Annotated in this window: 11 protein-coding genes; 5 read left to right on the top strand and 6 right to left on the bottom strand. The window is 70.2% G+C overall.

The window, feature by feature from the left end:
- Window positions 1–75: 75 nt before the first annotated feature.
- On the bottom strand, window positions 76–567 hold the full coding sequence (locus MYMAC_RS16995; RefSeq protein WP_095958836.1) for a TlpA family protein disulfide reductase: 492 nt from the start codon (window positions 565–567) through the stop codon (window positions 76–78).
- A gap of 859 nt (window positions 568–1,426) precedes the next feature.
- Here MYMAC_RS16995 and MYMAC_RS17000 point away from each other — a divergent pair.
- Window positions 1,427–1,699, top strand: coding sequence for a hypothetical protein (locus tag MYMAC_RS17000; RefSeq protein WP_043711145.1), 273 nt, complete (start codon window positions 1,427–1,429; stop codon window positions 1,697–1,699).
- Between the two features lie 24 nt (window positions 1,700–1,723).
- On the opposite strand, the gene MYMAC_RS17005 is transcribed toward MYMAC_RS17000, so the two are convergent.
- Together MYMAC_RS17005 and MYMAC_RS17010 are read right to left on the bottom strand one after the other, a co-directional pair.
- Window positions 1,724–2,617 (bottom strand): GNAT family N-acetyltransferase, encoded by an 894-nt coding sequence (locus tag MYMAC_RS17005; RefSeq protein WP_095958837.1) that lies wholly within the window; start codon window positions 2,615–2,617, stop codon window positions 1,724–1,726.
- 169 nt (window positions 2,618–2,786) lie between these two features.
- Window positions 2,787–3,875, bottom strand: a complete 1,089-nt coding sequence (locus MYMAC_RS17010; RefSeq protein WP_239989573.1) for a lipase family protein — start codon at window positions 3,873–3,875, stop codon at window positions 2,787–2,789.
- A gap of 274 nt (window positions 3,876–4,149) precedes the next feature.
- Between MYMAC_RS17010 and MYMAC_RS17015 the strand changes: the two genes are divergently transcribed.
- The 4 genes from MYMAC_RS17015 to MYMAC_RS17025 all read left to right on the top strand — a co-directional run bounded on the left by MYMAC_RS17015 (window position 4,150) and on the right by MYMAC_RS17025 (window position 6,477).
- Complete coding sequence (locus tag MYMAC_RS17015; RefSeq protein WP_013939989.1) at window positions 4,150–4,437, top strand: hypothetical protein; 288 nt, start codon at window positions 4,150–4,152, stop codon at window positions 4,435–4,437.
- Window positions 4,438–4,464: 27 nt separating this feature from the next.
- On the top strand, window positions 4,465–5,451 hold the full coding sequence (locus MYMAC_RS17020; RefSeq protein WP_239989574.1) for a PA domain-containing protein: 987 nt from the start codon (window positions 4,465–4,467) through the stop codon (window positions 5,449–5,451).
- Entirely contained in the window at window positions 5,408–5,626 is a 219-nt protein-coding gene (locus MYMAC_RS37880; RefSeq protein WP_043711146.1) for a hypothetical protein, read from the top strand. Before MYMAC_RS17020 ends, MYMAC_RS37880 begins: the two co-directional genes overlap by 44 nt.
- Before the next feature lie 110 nt (window positions 5,627–5,736).
- Window positions 5,737–6,477, top strand: coding sequence for a competence/damage-inducible protein A (locus MYMAC_RS17025; RefSeq protein WP_095958839.1), 741 nt, complete (start codon window positions 5,737–5,739; stop codon window positions 6,475–6,477).
- 24 nt (window positions 6,478–6,501) lie between these two features.
- Here the strand turns inward: MYMAC_RS17025 and MYMAC_RS17030 are convergent, their stop codons facing one another.
- The 3 genes from MYMAC_RS17030 to MYMAC_RS17040 form a co-directional block, all read right to left on the bottom strand.
- On the bottom strand, window positions 6,502–11,574 hold the full coding sequence (locus tag MYMAC_RS17030) for a tetratricopeptide repeat protein (RefSeq protein WP_095958840.1): 5,073 nt from the start codon (window positions 11,572–11,574) through the stop codon (window positions 6,502–6,504).
- Window positions 11,575–11,745: 171 nt separating this feature from the next.
- Window positions 11,746–23,874 carry a non-ribosomal peptide synthetase gene (locus MYMAC_RS17035; protein WP_095958841.1) on the bottom strand — a complete coding sequence of 4,043 codons (12,129 nt, stop codon included), beginning with the start codon at window positions 23,872–23,874 and terminating at the stop codon, window positions 11,746–11,748.
- A gap of 117 nt (window positions 23,875–23,991) precedes the next feature.
- On the bottom strand, window positions 23,992–24,534 hold the full coding sequence (locus MYMAC_RS17040; protein WP_095958842.1) for a GNAT family N-acetyltransferase: 543 nt from the start codon (window positions 24,532–24,534) through the stop codon (window positions 23,992–23,994).
- Between the last annotated feature and the right edge of the window lie 95 nt (window positions 24,535–24,629).

Consider the following 24,629-nt stretch of genomic DNA (forward strand, 5'->3'; position numbering starts at 1 on the left):
CTGGAGATGACCGTCGGCGCGCACCACTGTGCCGTCCAGGTTGTGCTTCGCCCAGTCCAGCAGGCGTCGCAGCCGCTATGGCGCGGCGAGCAGCGCCTCCAGGCGCCGCGCGTAGAACGCCCTTGAGCGCTCGCCGTTGACGGCGGCCACCACCACGCCCTCGCGGTTGATGAAGACGGTGGCGGGCACGGTGGAGATGCGCAGCGGGCCCAGCACCTCGCCCTTCGCCGTGGCCACGGTCATGTGCACCCCCAGCTCAGCCGCGGTCTGGCGGTTGCGCGCTTCGCTGGGGTTGATGGAGAGCGCGAGGAAGCCGACGCCGCGCGCCTCGTACTCACTCCTCAGGGCTTCGAGCTCGGGCAACTCCCGAGCGCAGGCGTGTCAGCCTGGGGCCCATACGTTGATGACCCAGGGGCGGCCCAGCAGCGCCGCCCGGTCGATGCGCACGCCCTCCAGCGTCTCGGCCCGCAGGCGCTCCGGCACCGGCGTGCCGGGGCGGTCATAGCGGTCACACGCGCCCAGCAAGGCGAGCGCGAGCAGGAGCGGGACGCAGAGGGAACGGCGCATGGGCTTCTTTATGCACACGGAAGCACGCCCGCGCATCTTCTTCCCGCGCGGGCGCTCCGGCGGCGCCCGCGGTGTCACGCCCGGGACATCGCGGCGGCACACGGAAGGTCCCCTTGTCATGCGGCGTGGAGGTCTCGAAGCGCTCGAGCTGCCCCAGGGCCACCTGGGGCGTGTTCGCCCGCGTACTGACCTGGCAGTTCCGCCCGAGGCTCATCCGACGGACGACGCCGAGGACGCGGCATGCGGAACAGGTGCGTCACGCGCTCACCTTGGAGCACGGTTGGAGGCCGCGCGGTGTGGAGGTGTCGGGTCCGGATGTCACTCTGGCCGCTATCAAGCGGGGGAGAAGACGCGGCGCCTCGTTGTGCGTACCGCTGCCCCTCGTGACCCAGCCGTGACGCACTCATGGCGCAGCAACGGGGTTTGGACGGACACACTTCAAACGGGCAGAGCGCACGGAATGGCAGTTGCGGTGATGCTAGATGCGGGCACTGGAGACGGAACCCGCGCGCGAGAGGATTGTGTGTGAATGTTTATCGTGGCTGCATTGTCATGTGTTGTTGAGTGTTTGTTTGGATTGTGATTGCCTTTGGGGCATCTCTTACAAGGAGACGTCATGGGGGCTCGGCTTTATCTGGGAATCTTAGTGGCAGTGGGTCTGGTGGCTTGCGGACCTGCGGCTGATGATGCGCTTGCTTCGCGGGATTCCGCGGAGTTGGAGACCGCGGCGCAGGCCGCTTGCAGTTGCCCGTCTGGCTGGGACTGTTCGGACCTGGATTGGGCGAGCACCTGGCACAGCAATGGTACGGTGCCGGCCTACAACAATGAGCCGGGCTACACCCGTTATGCATGGCCCTTCGTGACACAGCGAAACGCAAGGGAGACGAACAGCACCTTCTGCACCTTCGACAAGGACCACCGCTTCTACTTCAACGCGGCCTACTTCGCGAACAGCGCGAACCTGGGCAACCTGCGCGTCCGGTATCAGGGAGGAGGCTGGTGGCCCCTTTGCAATTTCAACGGCGCCGTGGACTACATGACCGGCACCGTGGGTGGCTATACCGGCACCTATGTGCGCCTCACCTTGGGAGAGCACTGCCCAAGCAGTGACATCCTGCTCGTGGCTCCCTGAGTCCTCGGGTTCGTAGGCCCACGTTCATGGAGACTCCAGGGTGTGGCCGATGTTGCGGTCCACCACGGTGAATCCGGCGGACTGGTAGAGGGCAACGGAGGCCGGGTTGCCCTCGAAGGCATAGACGAAGGCCTGCCTGGCCCCCATCCCGCGCATGCGCTCAAGCCCCTCGTGGAGGAGCGCGCGCCCGAGCCCGCGCCGCCGGTGCTCCGGGGCGCACGTCACCGGCTCGAACTCGCCCACCGCGTTGGCCTCGTCGAGCCAACCCAGCGCGCAGGCCGCGAGGCTGCCGTCGGGCGCCTCGGCGACGAGGTCCAGCGCGGGCTGGTAGCGGGGGGCCTCCATGAGCCGTGCGTACACCTCCGTCGTCATCCGTTCTGTGCCGAAGCCGCGCCGGTGCACGAGCGCGCGCGCGGCGACTTCCTCGGGGCCCCGCACCTGGCGCACCCGATAGCCCACGGGCAGTTCGGGCCGCGGAGCCGGCGCTTGGAGCGGCAGTGCGAGGTGCAGGTAGCACCCGCCCGTGGTGCGCCGCCAGCCCAGGCTCCGCAACGCCGCGAGCAGCGAGCCGTTGCTCTCCAGCGCCCACACGGTGGTCGGCTGCGGGGTGCGCCCATGTCGCGCGCGCACCCAGGGCAGCAGGTCCCGCGCGAAGGCGTCCGCCTGCGCGAGCGGCTGGACGAGCAGGTCCACGTCGCCGTTGCTGTAGGCCCACGCGAAGCCAGCGAGCTGTCCTGGCGCGCACTCCCACAGGGCGATGTCCTCCTGTGGCCGCACCTGGGCGTTGCGCAGCAGTCGCCAGGTCAGGTCCCCGACCGTGCACTCCACGTGGGGGCCGCGCTCCGCCCAGGCCTGCGCCACGAGCTGGGCCATGGCCTCCAGGTCGGCCACATCGCGATAGGAGCGGAGGCGGGACACCGCTTCATTCTACACCAGACAGGGAGGTGAGCGGATGGGCCCGACATGGCAGGGCGACCGGGTGCTCATCCCTGCCACGTCTGCGAAGCCAGGGTGCCACCGGGGCAAATGCCCGCATGCTTCATGCGGAAACCATGATGAACCTCGAATTCTGAGTGCCAGGCACAGCTCAGTGGCGCGTGCTCCCGATGCTGTGGACGCTTGCTCCGTTTCGATGCCGAGGCCCCGTCGCTTCCCGGCGCTGCTGAGCTGCCGTGAAGCGGCCAACGTCCTTCCAGAGCGCGATGAAGCGCCTCAGGTTGAAGTCCGCGGAGGAGTTCAGCAGGTCGTATTGGTGGCATGTGGCGGCAGGGACTCCGTCCTGGGCCCGGTGGCGTCGCGCCTCGAAGTGACCGATGACGTCCGCATGGTCACCCATGATCCAGTAGCTGCGGGCCGCGTCGGGCCAGACCTGCGAGACGGAATTGACGAAGCCATCATTGTCTTCACCGCGAAGCTGCAGTGGCTCTTGGTCCGTCAGGAGCGGGTTGATGGTATGCGTGAGACAGAGCCGTCGCGGAGGGTTGAAGGCTGTCAGGGTGTGCAGGATTCTGAAAAGGGTGGGTGGCCACGAGCCGCTTGCCGGCGCGAATGTCACGATGGAGCGCACGCTGATTCCATGCTCGTTGATGAAGGAGAACTCCTCCTCGAGCTCGTCACCCTCGGCATGGGCCGGGCTCGGAGGGGAGCCGGTGGAGGGCTCGGGGTCCAGGTCGGTGATGGCGGTGAGGTCGCTGGCCATGTGGAGCAGCCAGCGCAGCAGGTCGAAGTAGGCGCCTCGCGCGAGGGCTCGTGGGAGACCTTGCTCCTGGGAGTGACAGCCTTCCATTGTGTCGATGATGGCGTCGATCCAGTTGGCCGTGTTCTGCCGCGGGCTCAATGGCCTGAGCGCACGGCCGAGGCTCGCCAGGCCCACGCTCCGCAAGCCGCGCACGCCCTCGAACATCAGGCGCAGGAGCAGGCGGGAGGCGAGCACCTTGGGGACTGCGTTCCCCAGCCGGTGTGCAAGCGCGGTCCCCCGGTGTGGCGTCGAGATGAACTGCACCGAGCGTAGCTGCTGAACCAACCGCGCGGGGCCCTTCGAAACATTTCCCTCCAGTTGTCTCCGAAGGTCGATGAGCAGTTGGCGGATGTCCAGGCCTCCCGTGGAATGGCCGACCAGGTGGATGTCGTCTTCCGGCCCTATCGCCCGCCGCGCCTGGAGCTCAGACAGCCACAACTGGAGCCCCTGGGCTCGGGTCTGGACGCTCGCTGTGGGGAAGTTGGGAAAGTAGTGAATGGGGCACCCGCCGTCACGGGTCCGAAGGACCTCCGTCACGCCGTGGTAGTACCGGAGCGAGCCGAGGGCATCGAAACCGCCGAAGCCAGGCACGAGGACGAGATGACGGGTCATGGGGGCTCCTCTCGTGATTGGAGCTAAGAATGCCTGGGGCGCGGCGCTACCGCCTGCCGGGGCAGGGAGGCAGGGGGCTGGCGGGGCGCACCGGCGTGCCGTGGTCGACGCCGGCCGCATGCTCGAAAGCGTGCTCGCGTGCTTCGAGTTGACCTTGCAAGCCGGTGAAGTGGCGCCGGGGCTGGGGGAGGCCATTCAGCACATCCCGGACGAGGACGTGCACCGCTTCCGGGCGGTCATGATGCAACCTCCCTCCGACGCGGAATCGGCCAGCGCCAAGGCCTTGGCGCTCGTCGAACTCCGTGCGGCGGCGGGTGCCCTGCGTCACGCGTTGTCCTGCACATGTTCGAGGGTTGAGGAAATCGCGACCTCCTTGGCGCGTTGTTGATGCAGGCCACCGCCAGGGAGTGCACCCATGTCCCGTCGTCCGCTGTCGTTCATGTTGCTGCTCCTCCTGCCCGCGATGGCCTCCGCCGCAGCGTCTCCAGAGGCGGAGCGCTGGTGGAGTCACGTTCGCGTGCTCGCGGATGACGCGCTGCAGGGGCGGGAGACGGGCAGCGAGGGCTACAAGAAGGCAGCGAGCTACGTCGCTGAGCAGCTTGGGGCGATGGGAATCAAGCCAGGGGCGGGGGAGGGCTACCTTCAGGAGGTGAAGCTCGTCTCGCGGCGGCTGGTGAATGAGCGCTCACGCCTGGCGTTGGTGCGGGGAGGCCGACGCATTCCGCTGGTCATCGGTCGCGATGCCATCATCGGCTCACGCCTGGGGGAATCAGGGCAGGTGGAGGCCCCGCTCGTGTTCGTGGGCCACGGCCTCTCCATCCCCGAAGCGGGCCATGACGACTTCGCGGGGCTGGACCTCCAGGGGAAGGTGGCCGTGCTCCTCTTCGGCGGGCCCGCCCACATCCCTGGCGCGCTCCGGGCCCACCACAGCTCGACCGAGGAGCGCATCAAGGCGCTTCGGAGGGCCGGCGCGGTGGGCGTCGTGATGTTGCAGAATCCGAAGGCCGAGGAGCTGCCCTGGGCGCGTGTCGCCTCGTCGCGGTTCGAGCCGGCCATGACCTTCGCCGACCCGTCGCTGGTCGAGCATGAGGGCCTGAAGGTGACTGTCGCCTTCAACGCCCGCCACGCCGAGAAGCTGTTCGCGGGCGCGCGGCACTCCTTCAAGGAGGTGCTGGCGAAGGCGGATGCGAACCAGCCGCTGCCACGCTTCGAGCTGCCCAGCCGGCTGGAGGCGCGGGCCGAGTGGAAGCTGGCGCCGGTGGAGTCCGCCAACGTCGTGGGCGTGCTGCCCGGCAGTGACGCCACGCTGGCGAAGGAATACGTCGTGCTCACCGCCGGGCTCCCCCTTGGAGCGCACGATGAAGGCCTGGCACACCCGGCACTACCACGCGCCCTCGGATGACCTGCGCCAGCCGATGGACCGGGAGGCGGCGGCGAAGTTCGTCCGGCTGCTCTCGGACCTCACCCTCACCGTGGCCAACACCCCCGCGCGTCCGCGCTGGAACGACACCAGCTTCTTCCGGCGGTTCGCTGCTCCGGCCGCGCTCGGCGATGCCCGTCCTGAACACCCGCACTGACGCGCTGACCCGCGGCGCCGCTGGAGCCCCCCGCGTTGACGGCCCAGCCCGCCAGGTGCGGGCCCTGGCGCCCCCACCACCGGCCGGATTCGTCTAGACTCCCGCCCCTTATGGAGCGGACCGGCGCAGCGGCAGTCATCATCGGCAACGAGGTCCTCACGGCGAAGGTCCAGGACCTGAACGGGCCGCACCTCATCCAACGCCTGCGCGAGGTGGGCATCCCGCTGCTCTCGGTGGAGACCGTCCTCGACGACGTGGACGCCATCGTGGACGCCGTGGCCCGGGCCCGCCGCAAGGCGCGCTACGTCTTCACCAGCGGCGGCATCGGCCCCACCCATGATGACGTCACCGTGCGCGCGGTGGCCATGGCCCTGGGCCGGAGGGTGGTGCGGCTGCAGGAGATGCTGGACCTCATCCTGTCCCGCGCCACCGAGGAGCGGCAGGTGACGCCGGAGGCGCTGCGGCTCGCGGACGCCCCGGAGGGCGCCGTGCTGCTGCAGCAGTCCAGCACCTGGTTCCCCGTGCTCACCGTGGACGACATCTTCCTGCTGCCCGGCGTGCCGCAGTTGTTCCGGATGCAGTTGGACACGGTGCTCGCGCGGCTGGGCGGGACGCCCGTGGCCGTGAGCTGCCTCTATCTCCGCCTGGGGGAGAGCGACATCGCCGCCGTGTTGGATCGGGTGGCGCTCGACATGCCGCACGTGGCCATCGGCTCCTACCCGGAGTTCGACCCGGCCAAGGACTACCGGGTGAAGGTGACGGTGGAGTCCGCCCAGCGTGGGCCCGTGGACGAGGCCCTGGAGCGCATCGTCACGGGCCTGCCGGAGGACGCGGTGGTGCGGCGGGAGTAGGCCCCCGCCGCGTCGCCACAGGGCCTACAGCCCCAGGCCCAGCCGCTGACGCAGCCGGAAGAAGTCGTCCGTGAAGGTCCACGCCAGGATTGTGCGCAGCCGCTCACCTTCACGCACGGCCTGGAGCATGGGCTCGGGCGTGTCCAGCCGGGCGCCCGCGAAGTTCGGGTCCTCGCGCAGCACCATGCCCAGGCCCACCGCCACGTCGCCGCACATCAGCAGGCCCGCGCGGTCCGCCGAGTAGTCAATGGCCTCCAGCCACGGCGCCAGCTCCACCTTCTGCGCGTCGCCCAGCGAGGTGGCTGGGAGCTCCAGCGCCTTCAGCGCCTTGCGCGGGAAGGCCCGCTTGAGCTGCTTCACCGACTCGTCGTTGCGCCGGCCCAGCGCGCTGAACTGCGGCGCGTGCAGGCGGATGGCGCTGCCGAAGAGGTCCGCCGTCTCGCCCTGTGACAGCTTCTCCAGCACCGCGGACTTGTTGAGCAGCCCCAGCGCCGCGCGGCCCAGGAGGAACTTCTGCTCCCGCGCGTTGAAGCGCCGCACCACGTCCTGGCCAATGCACACCGACATGGGCTCGGTCGTCTCCAGCACCGTCAGCCCGCGCCGCGCCTGGTAGACCTCGAAGCTCTCCACGCCGAACACCTGCGCCACGGCGCGGATGGCCTTGTACACGGCCGAGTCCGGCTTGAGGCGGTCCGCCTTCGGGTTGACGCCCACGATGTCGAAGTTGGGCGGGTACACCTTCTCCAGGTGCTCGCCCATCGCGCGCAGCACCTCAAGCAGCGGACCCCGGGCGCCCGGGTGCATCAGCACCGAGTCCACGTCCGTCTCCGTCAGCGACTCGCGGGCCTCCTGCGCCAGCCGCGTGCGGGCCTCCATGTAGAAGGCCAGCTCCACCTCGTTGGCGGAGCGCAGGAAGTGCAGCGCCGCCGCCGCGCAGAACGCCTTGTCGAGCTGCTTCAGGCCCTCCCAGAGCTTGAACAGCGCGTGCAGGCTGTCCACCCGCGTCGGGTCCTGGCGGAGGATCTGCCGGTGCTCCTCGATGGCCAGCGGCACGGACGACGAGTCCCGCGCGTACAGGTCCGCGAGCACGGCGCGCGCCTGGAGGTTCGTGCCATCACCGTCCACCACCTGCCGGTACAGCGCGGTGGCGCGAGCGGGCTCGGACAGCGGGCCCGCGTACAGGTCCGCGGCGCGCATCCGCAACGTCGCGGCGCGCTTGGGCTCCACGGCGAGCTGCCCCGCGGCCTGGGCCTCCAGGAGCTGCGCCAGCTCCGGCAGGTTGCGCGCCCGCTCGTAGAGGACCACCAGCCGGTCCACCAGCGCGGGGTTGCCGGGAGACAGCTCCAGCGCGCGGCGGTAGAGCGGGGTGGCCGCGCCGGCGTCGCCCAGCCCTTCGTCGTAGGTCCGCGCCAGGTCCAGCGTGAAGCGCGCCCGCGGCTCCGGGGGCAGCTCCTGCTGGAGCAGCTTGTGCAGGCAGTCCACCGCGCCCGCATGGTTGCGCGCCTGGGTGTGCAGGCCGGCCAGCCGCTCCAGCGCCTCCAGGTGGCGGGGCAGGGTGGCGAGCACCGTCTGGTAGTGCGCCGCGGCCCGGCTCGGCTCGTTGAGGTGCGTGGCGTACAGGTTGCCCAGCGTCAGGTGGAGCTGCGCCAGGACGCGCGGGTCGCCGCCCAACTGCACGCGCTGGCTCAGCAGGGCCGCGGCCTCGGGGTACTGCTGGGCCTCCAGCAGCAGCGCGCCGCGCAGCTCCAGCGCCTCCGGGTGCCCCGGCTGCGCCGACAGCGCCTTCTCCAGCAGCGCCAGCGCCCGGTCGCGGTCATTCAGCGCGCCATGGTGCAGCCGCGCCGCGCTGACGAACGCCGTGGCCGCGGCCAGGCCGTCCCGCTGCGCCAGCTTCGCCTCGCCGCGCCGCTCCTGGAGCGCCGCCAGGTCCGCGGAGCCTCCGCGCTGCGCCAGCAGCTCCTCCAGGCCCGCCTGGGCGGCCGGGTGCAGCGGATCCTTCTCCAGCGCCTGCCGGTACAGCGCCGTGGCGCCGTCCACGTCGTTCAGCCGGCCCGCGGCCAGCTTCGCCGCCGCGACGAACGCGTCAATGGCGCCGCGCGGATCGCGCGACACGCGGGCCTCGGCCTCCAGCGCGGCGCGGGCGTGGGCGAAGTCGCCACGCTTCAAGGCCACGCGGCGCGCGCCCTGGATCGCGGGCAGGCACTGCGGCTGCAGCTCCAGGGCCTGCCGGTACAGCGCCGCCGCCCGCTCCAAGTCGTTGAAGCGCGTGTCCGCCAGCTCGGCGGTGCGCAGCAGCATCTCCAGGGCCTCGTCGGCGTCCTGCGCGGACGCCAGGCGCATGGTGTACAGGCGCGCCAGCCCCGCCGCGTCGCCGGCCTGCCGCAGGCCGCGCTCCAGCACGAAGGCCAGGCGGGCGTCACCCGGGTCGGCCTCGAACGCGCGCTTGTAGGCCTCCAGCGTGCCCTCGGCGGGGCTGCGGTCCAGGTCCAGCGCGGCGGACAGCCGCAGGGCGGTGGCCAGCCGTGGGTCGTTCACCCGCTCGGCGATGCGCTGGCGCAGCTCGGCGCGGCGCGGACGGTCCGAGGCGCGGATGCGCTCCAGCAGCGTGAGGGCGGTGAGGTCGCCGGCGTCCAGCGCCAGCACGGCCTCGCAGCACTGGGCCGCGCGGGACGGCTCCTGGAAGCGGTCCAGGTACAGCCGCGCCAGCTTCAGGTACGCCGTCACCTTGGCCGCGGGCGTGCTGCCCACCTGCGTCTCGCGGTCCAGGATGCCGACCAGCTCCTTCACGTTGTCCTGCGCCAGGTACAGCCGCTCCAGCGCGCGCAGCGTGGCGGCGTGGCCCGGCGTCAGGCGCAGCACCTCCTGATACGTGTCGATGGCCAGCTCGGGCCGCAGGAGCTGCTCCTCCCAGATGGCCGCCGCCTGGTAGAGGGCGTTGGCGCGCTCCAGCGGGTCGGTGCGGTTGGCGGCCTCGGCGCGCAGCACCTCCACCAGGCTCTCCCATGCGGCCTGCGCGCGGTAGATGCGGGCCAGCGCGCGCAGCGCCGGGAAGTAGCTGGGCGCCAGCATCAGCGCCTCGTTGTACGAGGCGATGGCTTCGTTGTCCTGGCTCAGCCGCTGCTCGTACAGCTCGCCAATCTTGTAGATGAGCGCGGCGGCCTGGTCCGTGGAGGTGGAGCTCTCCGACTCCGCCCGGTACATGTCCACCAGCTTCTCCCAGCGGCCCTCCTGCGCGTACAGGCGGCCCAGCGCCTTGAGCGCGGGCAGGTAGGACGGGGACAGGGCCAGCACGCGCTCGTAGGCGGAGATGGCGCCCGCGCGGTCCTTGAGGTTCTCGTCCAGGATCTCCGCGTTGCGGTGCAGCAGCGACAGCACCTGCTTGGTGTCACCCGCGAGCGACGCCTCCAGGTCGTGCGTCTCCAGCAGCTCGCGGAAGCGGCCGGCCCGCTCATGGAGCCGCGCGAGGTTGCGGATGGTGGGCAGGTGGTCCGACGCCAGGTCGAGGATGCGCTTCATGCACTCGATGGCGTGGTCCAGGTCGCCCAGCCGGTCCTCGTACACCACCGCCATCTTGTTCAGCGTGGTGATGAGCTGATCCCGGTCGCTCGTCTGGAGCAGGTCCTGCTCGTACATGGCCACCAGCTCCGCGAAGCGGCCCTGGCGCTCGTAGAGGCGCGTGAGGGCCTTCTGCGCGGGGAGGTAGCCCGGCTGCAACTGGAGGCAGGTGTTGTAGCGGGAGATGGCGTCCTCCTGCCGTCCCAGCCGCTCCTCCAGGATTTCGGCCGCCTTGTACATGCGCGCGGCCTTCTGCTTCGCGTCCTCGGCGGCGGCGACCTCCGCGTCGAAGACGGAGACCAGCCGCTCCCAGTCCTGCATGCGGTAGTACAGCTTGCCCAGGCCCGCCAGCGCCGCCGAGTGGCCGGGGATGCGCGCGACAATGGCCTGGTACCGCGCCGCCGCGTCGGACTCGCGCTTGAGGACCTCTTCGTACAGCGCGGCCAGCCGCAGGTTGGTGGCCACCAGCTCGCTCTCGTCGTTGAGCGAGCCCACGCGCGCCAGCAGCACGTCGGACAGCTCCTCGAAGCGGCCCTGCGTCTCGTAGATGCCGGCCAGCTCGCTCAGCACCAGCGGCTCGTTGGGGGACACCTGCCGCGCGGCGAGCAGCGCGGCCAGCGCGTCATCCTTGCGGCCGTTGCGCTCGTAGACCTTGGCGATCTGCAGGTACGCGGGCGCCGCCTGCGCGCCCAGCGCGGAGGCCTCGGCGCCCAGCGCGGCGAGCAGCTCGTCCACGCGGCCCTCGCGCTCGGCCAGGCGCTTCATGGCCGCCAGGAGCTGGAGGTCGGAGCGGTCCAGCGCGAAGGCCTCGCGGAACAGGGCCGCGGCGCCTTCCTTCTGCTTCAGCCGCTCTTCCAGCAGCAGGCCCGCGGCGGTGAGGTAGTGCGCGCGCAGCGACGGCTGCTGCACGGCGGCGGCCAGCAGCCGGTACACCTCCACCAGCGCGGGCGCGTCGTTGCGCGCGGCGTAGACGGACTCGAGCTGGGTGAGGACGACGACGTCCGTGGGCCGGCGTTCCAGGCACTGCCGCAGGCAGGTGGCGGACTCCTCGTCACGCGAGAGGCGCTCCTGGAGGATGATGCCCTTCTCGAAGAGCAGCGCGGCCTGGTGGCGCGCGTCGTCGGTGGCCGCCAGCTCCGCGTCCATCAACTGGAGCACCATCTGCCAGTTGCCCACGTCCGCGAAGAGCCGGCGGGCGGCGCGGATGTTGACCAGGTAGCGCGGCGCCAGCTTGTACGCGTTCTGGAACGCCACCGCGGCGTTGCGCGGATTCTTGAGGGGCTCCTCCCAGAGCAGGCCCACCTCGTGGAAGAGCAGCGCCGCCGTCTGGGGCTCCGAGCCGCTCAGCGCCTTGGCCTCGCGCTCCAGCGACGCGATGCGCTCGCGCGCTTCATCCTCGGCGCGGGTGCTGGCGGCGGTCGGCTGCGGCGCGGCCTGGGGCGGTGCCTCCGTAGCCGGAGCGTTCGGGCTCGCGGGCGCACCGGGCACGGGCAGGGGGGCCACGGGAACAGTGGTCCTCGGGACGTCGTTGCGCTCGCTCATGGAAGGCCGGCTCCGGATTGGCCAATACGGGGGAGGAAGGATTGGCCATCGCCGGTCGTAACATGCGCTTGGCCGGTCCCTCAACTTCCCGTCTTTCTTGGCGATTTGGGTGCCAGCCGCCCCAGGGGGCGGACAAGCGGAGCGCCTGGCCGCGCGGCGCTCGGGCTGGGCTCAAGTGCCCACCTCGCCCGGCGCACGGCGCGACTCGATGCGTGTGAGGAACGCGTTGAGGTGCCGGGCCATGACCTCCACGTTCGGTGGTTCGATCATCGTCTGGTGATTGCCGGGGACGTGCACCAGCTCCAGTCCGCCCCGGACGAGCTGCTGCCAGGGCTGTTCGGGATGGCGAGGATGCGGTGGCACGTACTCCGAGGCGCGGAGATAGACGGCCGCTCCGTCGTAGGGCTGGGGCTGGTAGCTGAAGAGCGCGCGCATGTGCGCCTTCCAGACGGCGAGGAACGTCTGAAGGTCCACGAGCGAGAAGGACTCCTCGACGACACCGCCCGCGCGGGCTCGCCGGAGCACCTCCACCATCTGCTCCTGGGGCGTGAGGCCGCGCAGGTGCTGCGTCAGCTCGGAGGAGGCGTCGCCGAACGAGGCCGCGAGCAGCGCGGCGTCATCCTCGAAATCCGTGGGCAACTGCCCCGGCCCCGGCGTGTCCAGGAAGACGAGCAGCTCCGGCGCAATCCCCATTCGCCGCATCCGCTGCGCCATGTCGTAGACAATCGTGCCACCCATGGAGAGGCCCACCAGGTAGTACGGCGGCCGAGGCAGGTGCTGGAGCAGCGCGTCCAGGTGCAGTGACGCCAGTTGCTCGACGGAGGCCAGGGGCTCGCACTCGCCATTCACGCCAGGGGCCTGGAAGCCATACACGGTGCGTTCGGGGCCCAGCGCTCGGACCAGGTCCTGGTAGCAGAACACCGTGCCGCCCACCGGGTGCATGCACAGCAGCGGCGGCAGGGCGGAGCGGCCCTGCTGAAGCAGGATGAGGCTGCCGGGCAACGCGGCTTCAGGGCCTGCCCCACCGCCCTGGCCACTTTTCGCCGCTTGGAGCCATTGCGCCAGCGCGGCCACCGTGGGGCGCTGGAAGAGCACCTGGAGGGGGACCTTCACGCCGAAGCGCTCGGACAGCTTCGCCACGAGCTGCGCCGCCAGCAGTGAGTGGCCACCCAGGTCGAAGAAGCTGATGCTCACGCCGGGAATCGGGCGGCCCAGGACTTCGGTCCACAGCGCGGCGACCTCGCGTTCGAACGGCGTCCGGGGCGCCGCGGTGTCGGGAGAGGACTCCTCGACCTCGGCTGGGCGTGGCAGGGCCCGGTGATTGACCTTGCCGTTCGGTGTGAGCGGCAGCGCGTCCAACAGGATGATGTCGGACGGCACCGCGTGTGATGGCAGCAGGCGTTGCAGGTGCTCTCGCAGCGTCGCCGCTCCGGCTCCTTCTTCGCCGGAAACATAGGCGACCAGGCGCTTGTCTCCGGGGTGGTCCTCGCGGACGAGCACCACGGCTTCGCGGACGGCGGCGTGCTGTCGCAGGGCGGCCTCGATTTCGCCCAGCTCGATGCGGAAGCCACGCAGCTTGACCTGGTGGTCGCGGCGGCCAACGAACTCCAGCGCGCCATCTTCACGGCGCCGCACCAGGTCCCCGGTGCGGTAGAGCCGAGCACCGACGGTGGAGGCGAAGGGGTGCGGGACGAAGCGCTCGGCGGTGAGGGCGGGCTGGTTCCAGTAGCCCCAGGCCAGCCCGTCTCCGCCGACGAAGAGCTCACCCGTGACACCGGTCGGCACGGGCTGGAGTTGTGCATCCAGCACGTACGCGGTGCTTTGGGCCAGGGGGTGGCCAATGGGGACGGTGTTCGCGGTGGGCTCGACCTGGGGGGTGGGATGCCAGGCGCTGAACGTGGTGTTCTCGGTCGGGCCGTAGACGTGGAGGAGCCGCTCCGGCGCGCCGTGGGCGAGCACGGCGCGGACGCAGGCCGGGTCCACGGCTTCACCGCCAAAGAGCAGCGCGCGCACGGGCCGGAAGGCCGCGGGGGACGTGCGCGCGACGTGGTTGAAGAGGGCGGTGGTGAGGAAGAGCGCGGAGATGCGTTCCTCGGCGATGCGCTGCGCGAGCACGGACGCGTCGAGGATGTCGTCCTTCGAGAGGATGACCAGCGTGGCGCCGTTGAGGAGCGCGCCCCAGATTTCGAAGGTGGAGGCATCGAACGAGGCGGTCGCGGCCTGCGCCACGCGGTCCTCGGGGCGGAGCTGCAGGTAGTCCGTGCCGAGCACCAGCCGCACCACGCCGCGTTGAGGGATACAGACCCCCTTGGGCGTCCCCGTGGAGCCCGAGGTGTAGATGACATACGCGAGGTCATCGGCGCGGGCGTCCGTGGCGCCGCGCGGCGTCGTCGCGAGCCCGTCCCAGGCAAGCGAGTCGATGCAGAGTGCTTCGCCTGCTTCGGGAGGCACGCGGCCGACGAGGATGCTGTGCGTGATGACCCGATGCATCCGGACGTCTCTCGCCATGAACGACAGGCGTTCGGTGGGATAGTCCGGATCGAGCGGAACATACGCGCCGCCTGCCTTGAGGATGCCGAGCAGGGCGACCACGAGGTCTACGCCGCGGGGCAGGCAGACTCCGACGTGCGGCTGATTCCGGCTCACCCCCTGTGCCCGCAGCCATGCCGCGATTCCGTTCGCTCGCGCTTCAAGCTCGCCGTAGGTGAGGGTTTCGGCTCCGTGGCGGACCGCGATGGCTTCGGGGCGAAGCGAGGCCTGGGCGTCAAAGGCCTGCGCAATCGAAGTCTCCTTCGGATAGGGCTGGTGGGTGGCGTTCCAGTCCACCAGGGCGCGTTGACGCTCCTCCCGCGAAAGGAACTCGAGCCGCCCGACGTGCTGGTCGGGTGCGTCGACCAGTGCGTGAAGCAATCGCGTGTAGTGCGCCATCAGCCGCTCCACGGTGCGAGGAGCGAACAGCGCGGTGGCGTATTCGATGGTGCCTGTCAGTCCGTCGGTGGTCTCTTCGAGCGACAGCGTCAGGTCGAACTTGGCCGTGTGGTTGTGCAGCGCCATCGGCGATGCCGTCAGTCCAGGCAGCTCCGGCAGCGCACCGGGAGCGTTCTGCAGTGCGAACATGACCTGGACGAGCGGGCCGTGGCTGAGGGAGCGCTCGACGTGCAGTTCCTCGACGAGCTTCTCGAAGGGCAGCTCCTGGTGGGCGTAGGCGTCGAGTGCGGAGTCGCGGACGCGGTGGAGGAGGTGGCGGAAGGAAGGGTTGCCGTGGAGGCGGGCGCGAAGCGGGAGGGTGTTGACGAAGAAGCCAATGAGGCCTTCGAGCTGCGGGTGGGTGCGGTTGGCGATGGGCGTGCCGACGACGAAGTCGGGCTGTCCGGAGTAGCGGGAGAGGAGGAGCTGGAAGCCTGTGAGGAGGGCCATGAAGAGGGTGGCCCCCTCCTGTCGAGCGAGGGCTTCGAGCGCGAGGTGAAGCGAGCGAGGGAGGGTGAAGCGGAAGGTGTCGCCGGAGAAGCGCTGGACGGGAGGCCGGGGAAAGTCAGTGGGCAGCTCCAGGACGTGAGGCGCCCCGTCGAGGTGGGCGGTCCAGAAGTCGAGCTGCCGCTGGAGGACGTCACCCTGGAGCCACTGGCGCTGCCAGGCGGCGTAGTCGGCGTACTGGATGGAGAGCGGGGCCAGCGGAGACGGCTGGCCGGAGAGCCGGGCGCGGTACTCGGCGGAGAGCTCGCGGTAGAGGACGCCGAGGGACCAGCCATCGGAGACGATGTGGTGCAGGTTGAGCAGGAGGATGTGGTGCTCGGTGCCCAGCGTGACGAGCAGGGCTCGCAGCAGCGGGCCTCGCGCGATGTCGAATGGCACCTGCGCTTCACGGAGCAGCACCTGCATCGCGTCGTCGAATGACACGGCCTCGGCACGCTCCAGGCGGACGTCCAGGTCGGCGTGGACGTGCTGCTCGGGGACTCCCTTTCCAGGGAAGCATGTGCGCAGTGCCTCATGGCGTCGCACGAGCGCCTGCACACTGTGCTCCAGCACGACCGCGTCCACCGTGCCGTCGAGCCGGACCGCCATCGGCATGTTGTAGACGGCGCGCTCGGTGTGGAGCTGGTCGAGGAACCACAGCCGTTCCTGGGAGAATGAGAGCGGCAGGGCGCCTCCTCGTTGCACCGGAGGGATGGGCGAGGACGTGCTGACCTCACTTCCTCCGAGGCGTGATTCGAGGGCACGCGCGAACGACTCGACGGTGGGGGCTTCGAAGAGGGCGCGCACGGACACGGGGATTCCGAACGCCTCCTGGGTGCGTGACACCACCTGTGTCGCCAGGAGCGAATGGCCACCCAGCTCGAAGAAGTTGGCGCGGAGCGCGATTCGTGACAGCCGCAGGACTTCGCACCAGATGGCCGCGACCTTCTGCTCCAGCTCAGACAGGGCTCGTCGCGGCGACATGGCATCGGCGGCGTCTCCCTCGTCGATGGGCGCGGGCAGGGCTCGACGGTCCAGCTTGCCGTTGGAGGTCAGGGGCAGCGCGTCGAGGACGATGACGGCGGACGGCACCATGTGCGCAGGGAGCCGGGATTGCAGGTGCGCTCGCAGCGTGGCCGCCGGTGCGGACGCGGCCGCATAGGCCACCAGCCGTTTGTCTCCGGGGAGGTCCTCGCGGACGAGCACCACGGCTTCGCGGACGTCCGGGTGCTGGCCCAGCATGGCTTCGATTTCGCCCAGCTCGATGCGGAAGCCACGCAGCTTCACCTGGTGGTCACGGCGGCCGACGAACTCCAGCGCGCCATCCTCACGGCGTCGCACCAGGTCTCCGGTGCGGTAGAGCCGCGCGCCCACCGTGGTGGCGAAGGGGTGCGGGACGAAGCGCTCGGCGGTGAGGCCCGGCTGATTCCAGTAGCCCCAGGCCAGGCCGTCACCGCCGACGAACAGCTCACCCGTGACGCCGGTGGGAACGGGCTGGAGTCGTGCATCCAGCACGTACGCGGTGCTGTTGGAGACGGGACGGCCGATGGGGACGCTCAGGTCCTCCGGTGCCGCGCCTGTCACCTGATGGCAGGTGCTGAGGGTGGTGTTCTCCGTGGGCCCATATGCGTTCACCAACTGTACCGGCGCGCCGTGCGCGAGGACTCGTTGGACACAGGAGGCGTCCGCCGCCTCGCCGCCGAAGAGCAGCCCTCGCAAGCTTCGAAACGCGGAGGGCTGGTGTCGCGCGACGTGGTTGAAGAGCGCGGTGGTGAGGAAGAGGGCGGAGATGCGCTCCTCCTGAAGTCGAGCGGCCAGGACCGACGGCTCGATGACCTCGTCCTTGGTGAGGATGATGAGCGTGGCACCGTTGAGCAGGGCGCTCCAGATTTCAAAGGTGGAGGCGTCGAACGAAGCGGTGGCCGCATGGGCGACACGGTCATCGGGAGTCACCTGGAAGTAGTCGGCATGAACCACCAGTCGGGAGACACCGCGATGGGGAATGCCCACCCCCTTGGGCGTCCCGGTGGAGCCGGAGGTGTAGAGGATGTGGGCCAGGTCATCGCCAACGGCGTCACACGGAGGCGCGTGGGTGTCCGAGCGCGCCAGGTCCGAAGCGAGCGCATCGAGACTGAGGACGGCGCACGCGTCCAGGTCCGAAGGCAGGCGCGAGGCGAGGGAGGAGTGGGTGAGGATGGCGGACAGCCGAGCGTCGCGAGCCATGAAGGCGAGGCGGTCAGCGGGGTAGTCCGGGTCGAGGGGGACGTAGGCGGCGCCCGCTTTGAGGATGCCGAGGAAGGCGACGATGAGGTCGGTGGAGCGGTGGAGGCAGACGCCGACTTGAGACTGGAGGCGGCCGACGCCAAGCGATCGCAGATGCCAGGCGAGCGCGTTGGCGCGTGCATCGAGCTGCGCGTAGGAGAGAGAGACGTCGCCGTGGCGAAGGGCGATGGCATCGGGCCGGGCCTCGACCTGCGCCTGGAACAGGTGCGGCAGAGAGGCGTTCGACGGATAGGCCCGCGACGTGGCGTTCCAGTCCACCAGCAGGCGCTGACGCTCCTCCTCCGGCATCAGCCTCAACCCGTGGACCGGTGAGTTCGGCGCGGTGACAGCATCCTCCAGCAGCGCCTGGAAGTGTCGGGCGATGCGCTCGATGGAGTCAGGCTTGAAGAGCGCCGTGGCGTATTCGAGGGCACCCCGAATCCCGTCTTCCGACTCCTCCAGCATCAAGGTCAGGTCGAACTTGGACGTATGTGTCTGGAGCTCCAGTGCTTCGACCTGAAGGCCCGTGAGTGCCGGCAGCGCACCGGGAGCGTTCTGCAGTGCGAACATGACCTGGACGAGCGGGCCGTGGCTGAGGGAGCGCTCGACGTGCAGTTCCTCGACGAGCTTCTCGAAGGGCAGCTCCTGGTGGGCGTAGGCGTCGAGTGCGGAGTCGCGGACGCGGTGGAGGAGGTGGCGGAAGGAAGGGTTGCCGTGGAGGCGGGCGCGAAGCGGGAGGGTGTTGACGAAGAAGCCAATGAGGCCTTCGAGCTGCGGGTGGGTGCGGTTGGCGATGGGCGTGCCGACGACGAAGTCGGGCTGTCCGGAGTAGCGGGAGAGGAGGAGCTGGAAGCCGGCGAGGAGGGCCATGAAGAGGGTGGCCCCCTCCTGGCGAGCGAGGGCTTCGAGCGCGAGGTGAAGCGAGCGAGGGAGGGTGAAGCGGAAGGTGTCGCCGGAGAAGCGCTGGAGGGGAGGCCGGGGAAAGTCGGTGGGCAGCTCCAGGACGTGAGGGGCGCCGTCGAGGTGGGCGGTCCAGAAGTCGAGCTGCCGCTGGAGGACGTCGCCCTGGAGCCACTGGCGCTGCCAGGCGGCATAGTCGGCGTACTGGATGGAGAGCGGGGCCAGCGGAGACGGCTGGCCGGAGAGCCGGGCGCGGTACTCGGCGGAGAGCTCGCGGTAGAGGACGCCGAGGGACCAGCCATCGGAGACGATGTGGTGCAGGTTGAGCAGGAGGATGTGGTGCTCGGTGCTCAGCGTGACGAGCAGGGCTCGCAGCAGCGGGCCTGTCGTCAGGGAGAAGTGCGCCTCCGCTGCTTGCTGGATGACGTCATGTGCCTCGGCGCTCGCGCTTCGCCGGGCGTCCATCTGGAGCTCGAACGGGTCGAGGAGGGTCTGGACTGGAGCACCGCTCCCCGGGAAGCAGGTGCGCAGCGCCTCATGCCGGTCGACCACCGCGCGGAGGGCGCCCCGCAGGGCTTCGACGTGCAGCGGGCCCGTGAGCCGGATGGCCATGGGGAGGTTGTAGACGCGCTGATCGTCGTGGAACTGGCTGAGGAACCACAGCCGCTCCTGGGCGAATGACAGAGGCCTCGCCCCCTCACGCGGTGCCACGGGGATGATGGCTGGGCCGGACCCTGTCTGTCCTTCGAGCCGCTGTTCCACCGCGCGCACGAAGGCCTCGACGGTGGGCAGCTCGAACAACACCCTGACGGGGAGGGTGACGCCCAGCGCCTCCTGCACCCGCGACACCACCTGGGTGGCCAGCAGCGAGTGCCCACCCAGCTCGAAGAAGTTGGCCGTGACGCTGATGGCCTCGAGTCCCAGCACCGCGCCCCAGATGGCCGCGACCTGTTCCTCGCGAGGCGTCCGGGGGCCGGTGAAGGCCGCATCCATGCGCCCCTGGGCCGGCGGCGCGGGCAACGCCCGGCGATCCAGCTTGCCGTTGGGCGTGAGCGGGAGCGCATCCAGCACGACGAACGCACCAGGCACCATGTAGCCGGGCAGCAGTCCAAGGAGATGGTCTCGCAGCAGCGCGGGCGCTGCCTCTGTCGCGACGTAGGCCACCAGTCGCTTGTCTCCGGGCGCGTCCTCGCGGACGAGCACGGCGGCTTCGCGGACCTCCGCGTGCCGACGCAGGGCGGCCTCGACTTCGCCCAGCTCGATTCGGTAGCCCCGCAGCTTCACCTGATGGTCGCGCCGGCCGATGTACTCCAGTGCGCCATCGGTGCGACGGCGTACCAGGTCCCCTGTGCGATAGAGGCGTTCTCCGGGCGTGGTGGAGAAGGGATGGGGAATGAAGCGTTCGGCGGTGAGGCCAGGGCGCTCCCAGTAGCCTCTGGCAAGGCCGTCTCCTCCGACGAACAACTCTCCCGTGACGCCGAGGGGAACCGGCTGGAGGTTCATGTCCAGCACATAGGCAGTGCCATTGGACACGGGGTGTCCGATGGGCACGGACGTCACCGGCCCCGGGCCCGCCTTGAACCACGTGCTGAAGGTGGTGTTCTCCGTGGGGCCATAGCCGTTCAGGAGCGTCCCCGGCGCGCCATGCGCCAGCACCGCGTTGACGCAGTCGACGTCCGCGGCCTCGCCGCCGAACACCACCCAGCGCAAGTGACGGAAGGCCTCGGGCCGCGAGCGGGCCGTCAGGTTGAAGAGGGCCGTGGCGATGACCAGCGCGGTGATGCGTTCGTCACGCAGCCTCCGAGCGAAGACCGACGGTTCGAGGACTTCCTCCTTGGAGAAGATGACCAGCGTGGCGCCGTTGAGCAGCGCGCCCCAGAACTCCAGCGTGGAGAGGTCGAACGCGACGCTCGTGACGTGCGCCACGCGGTCATTCGGGCCCAACCGGAGGTGGTCCGCATCGAAGACCATCCGGCAGACGCCCTGATGGGAAATACAGACACCTTTGGGCGTCCCCGTGGAGCCGGAGGTGTAGATGAGGTGGGCCAGGTCCGCGGCCGTGGCGTCACACGGAGGCGGATGGGTGTCCGAGCGCGCCAGCTCTGAAGCGAGCGCATCGAGACTGAGGATGGCGCACGCGTCCAGGTCCGGAGGCAGGCGCGAGGCGAGGGAGGAGTGGGTGAGGATGGCGGACAGCCGAGCGTCGCGAGCCATGAAGGCGAGGCGGTCAGCGGGGTAGTCCGGGTCGAGGGGGACGTAGGCGGCGCCCGCCTTGAGGATGGCGAGGAAGGCGACGATGAGGTCGGTGGAGCGGTGGAGGCAGACGCCGACTTGAGATTGGAGGCGGCCGACGCCAAGCGAGCGCAGGTGCCAGGCGAGCGCGTTGGCGCGGGCATCGAGCTGCGCGTAGGAGAGGGAGACGTCGCCGTGGCGAAGGGCGATGGCGTCGGGCCGGGCCTCGACCTGCGCCTGGAACAGGTGCGGCAGAGAGGCATTTGACGGATAGGCCCGTGACGTGGCGTTCCAGTCCACCAGCAGGCGCTGGCGCTCCTCGCTCGAAAGCAGGTCGACGTGCCCGACAGGGGCCTGCGGTGTCTGTGCCACGGCGTGAAGCAGCCCCAGGTAGTGCGTGGCCAGCCGCTCCACGGTGGCGGGCTGGAAGAGCGCGGAGGCGTATTCGATGGTGCCTCGCAGGCCGTCCGCGGCTTCCTCCAGCGCCATGAACAGGTCGAACTTGGAGGTCCGCGTCTCCAGTGGAACCGGGGCGACGTCGAGCCCGGAGAGCTGGAGCATCGAGCCCGGCGCGTTCTGCAAGGCGAACAGCACCTGTACCAGCGGCACACGGCCGGGTTCACGGGCGACGTGGAGCGCCTCCACCAGCCTTTCGAAGGGCAACTCCTGGTGGGCGAACGCATCCAGGCAGCAGTCGCGGACCCGGCCGAGGAGCTGGCGGAAGGACGGATTGCCGTGGAGGCGCGCTCGCAGCGGCAGCGTGTTGACGAAGAAGCCGATGAGGTCTTCGAGCTGCCGGTGGGGGCGGTTCGCGACGGGCGTGCCCACCACGAAATCAAGCTGGCCGGAGTAGCGAGCCAGCAACTGCTGAAACGCGCCAAGCAGCGCCATGAAGAGCGTGGCACCCTCCTGCCGGGCGAGGTCCTCCAGCGCGGTCCGCAGCGAGCGCGGAATCGTGAAGTGGAAGGTGTTGCCCGCGACGTGCGGAGCGGACGGACGCGAGAAGTCGTTGGGCACCTCCAGGACGTGAGGGGCGCCGTCCAGCTCCGCCGTCCAGAAGTCGAGCTGTCGCTGGAGGACCTCCCCCTGGAGCCACTGGCGTTGCCAGGCCGCGTAGTCGGCGTACTGGAGGGGCAGGGGCGGAAGCGGCGACGCCTGTCCAGCGCACCGGGCACGGTACTCGGCGGACAGCTCGCGGTAGAGGACGCCGAACGACCAGCCATCCGAGATGATGTGGTGCAGGTTGAGCACCAGGACGTGCCGGTCCACCGATTGCGTCAGCAAGAGCGCACGGAACAGCGGACCCTCCGCGAGGGAGAACGGCGTCTGCGCCTCCTGCCGCATCGCCGCCCGGGCCTGCTCGTCGGACTCCACCGTGCGCCGCTCCAGCCGGAGCGGGGAGGCCGCCGCGATGCGCTGCTCCGGAACCCCGTCACCCGGGAAGGAGGTGCGGAGGGATTCATGGCGTTGGACCAGCGCCTGGAGACTGGCCTCCAGGCTTGCGACGTCCAGGGGGCCGCGCAGCTCGAACGCCATGGGGAGCGAGTAGAGCGCGGTGCCCGGCATCAGCCGCTCCAGGAACCACAAGCGCTGCTGGGCGAACGAGACCTGGCGCCGCTCCTCCGCATTGAACGGGCCGAAGACCGCGTCCACCTCCGCGGGACGCGATTCGGCGGTGGTCAGTGCCGCGCAGAACTCGCGCACGGTGGGGCGGTCGAAGAGCGCTCGGAGGGGAATGGGCTGCTTCAGCTCCGCGCGGAGGCGGGAGATGGCCTGCGCGGCCAGCAGCGAGTGACCTCCGAGCTCGAAGAAGCTCGTGGTCGCGTCGACCCGGTCGACCCCCAACAGCTCCGCCCAGATGGCCGCGACGCGCTCCTCCAGGCCCGCCGAGGGCGCGGTGTCCTCGTGCTCACGGCGAGGCTGGACCTGCCCCGGGCTCGGCAGCGCGGGACGGTCCACCTTGCCGTTGGGCGTGAGCGGCAGCGCATCGAGCACGACGAAGGCCTGGGGATGCAGGTGCGCGGGCAGCGAGTGCCGCAGGTGCTCGCGCAGTGCCTCCGTGGGGGCCTCCGTGGCCACGTACGCGACCAGGCGCTTGTCTCCGGGGAGGTCCTCGCGGACGAGCACGGCGGCTTCCCGGACCTCCGGATGCTGGCGCAGCGCGGCTTCGATTTCGCCCAGCTCGATGCGGAAGCCGCGCACCTTCACCTGATGGTCACTCCGGCCAATGAACTCCAGCGCGTCGTCGGGCCCAAGGCGCACGACGTCGCCCGTGCGGTACATGCGGCGTCCCGGGACGTTGCTCCAGGGATCCGGAATGAAGCGCTCGGCGGTGAGGTCTGGCCGGTTCCAGTACCCCCAGGCCAGCCCGTCGCCACCGACGAACAGCTCTCCCGTGGCGGCTGGCTGGAGCCCTTCGTCCAGCACCGCCGTGGAGCTGTGGGCCACGGCCTTCCCAATGGGCACGGTGTGCGCTTCAGGGGCCACCTGCGAGGTCAGGTGCCATGAGCTGAACGTCGTGTTCTCCGTGGGCCCATAGACATGAAGCAGCCGCGCCGGGGCGCCTCGCGTGAGGACCTCGCGGACGCAGCCGGGGTCCACGGCTTCACCGCCGAAGAGCAGCGCGCGCAGGGGGCGGAACGCGGCGGGCTGGGTGCGCGCCACGTGGTTGAACAGCGCGGTGGTGAGGAACAGCGCGGAGACGCGCTCCTCCTCGATGCGCCGGGAGAGCAGGGCCGGGTCCAGGGCGTCGTCCTTGGCGAGGATGACCAGGGTGGCGCCGTTGAGGAGCGCGCCCCAGACCTCGAAGGTGGAAGCATCGAAGGAGACGGTGGCGGCCTGGGCCACGCGGTCCTCGGGCCCGAGCTGGAGGTAGTCCGTGCCGAGCACCAACCGGAGCACGCCGCGATGGGGGACGCAGACGCCCTTGGGCGTCCCCGTGGAGCCGGACGTGTAGATGACGTACGCCAGGTCCTCGGGCCCGGTGGCCTGCGCCAGCGGCGCCTCGTCGCCCGGAGGCTCCGCGGACGGCGCATCCAGGCACAGCGTCCGCCAGGGGCCCTCTGGCAGCCGCGTCACCCCATCCGTCCGGGTGATGACCACGCGCAGCCCCACGTCGGTGGCCATGAAGGCGAGCCGCTCCGCCGGGTACTCCGGATCCAATGGGACGTAGGCGCCGCCCGCCTTGAGGATGGCCAGCAGCGCCACAATCAGCTCCGTGGAGCGGGGGAGACACACGCCGACCCGTGGATGCTCCGGCCCCACACCCGCGGCGAGCAGTCGCCGGGCGACGCGGTCCGCCTCCGCGTCGAGCTGGGCGTAGGTGAGGGTGCGGCCCTCGCACGTCGTGGCCACGGCCTGGGGCCGCCGCGTCACCTGCGCCGTGAAGGCTTCCACGATGCTGCGAGGGCCCTGGGCGCGGACGCGAGACATCTGCTCGAAGGAGTGGGTCATGAGACACGTGAAACAGGGCCTGACGCGTGTCTCAGGTTTAGCGGCCTGGACCGACGGCGCGCAAGATTGGCCGTCCCCACGCCCCCCTGGCAGGGAGGCTTCGCGCTTGCCGGCCGGCTATGCGCGCCGAGCCCGCCACGCGTCTCGGCTTTGCCCCCACAGGTCCACGCGCACGGAGTCGAGCGGCGGTGGGAGCTGTCCCGGGCCTCGCAGCCGCGAGCCCAGCCGCCGCGCCACCTCCTGGGAGGCCAGGTTCTCCGGGACGATGCAGTGGATGACGTCCGTCCAGCCGAGGTGCTCGAAGGCCCAGTCCATGGCCGCCTCCGCCGCCTCGGTGGCGTAGCCCTTTCCCCAGTGGGCGCGGAGCAGGGCCCAGCCAAGCTCCGTTCCGGGCCAGCCCTCCGGCTTCCAGGGGCCCACGCGCCCCACCCACGCGCCCGTCGCTTTCTCCAGGACGGAGAACATCGCGAAGCCCTGGAGGGACCACGCGCCCGCCATCACGCACAGGTTGCGCCACGCCATCGTGCGCGGCTGGACGCCGCCAATGAAGCGCGCCGATTCAGGGTCGGCCATCAGCGCGGCGAACCCCTCCAGGTCCTCCGCCAACGGGGGCCGGAGCAGCAGCCGCGCCGTTTCGAGCACAGGGACGTTGGATGTCATGTGGCGCCTCCAGGCCAGTCGCGTGTGTGATTGGGTTGTCTGATAGTGAAATCAGGCTCAGTCTGAGTTTGTTTTCAAGCCTGCCCGAACGACGG

The sequence above is a fragment of the Corallococcus macrosporus DSM 14697 genome (genome assembly GCF_002305895.1).
Lineage (GTDB): Bacteria > Myxococcota > Myxococcia > Myxococcales > Myxococcaceae > Myxococcus > Myxococcus macrosporus.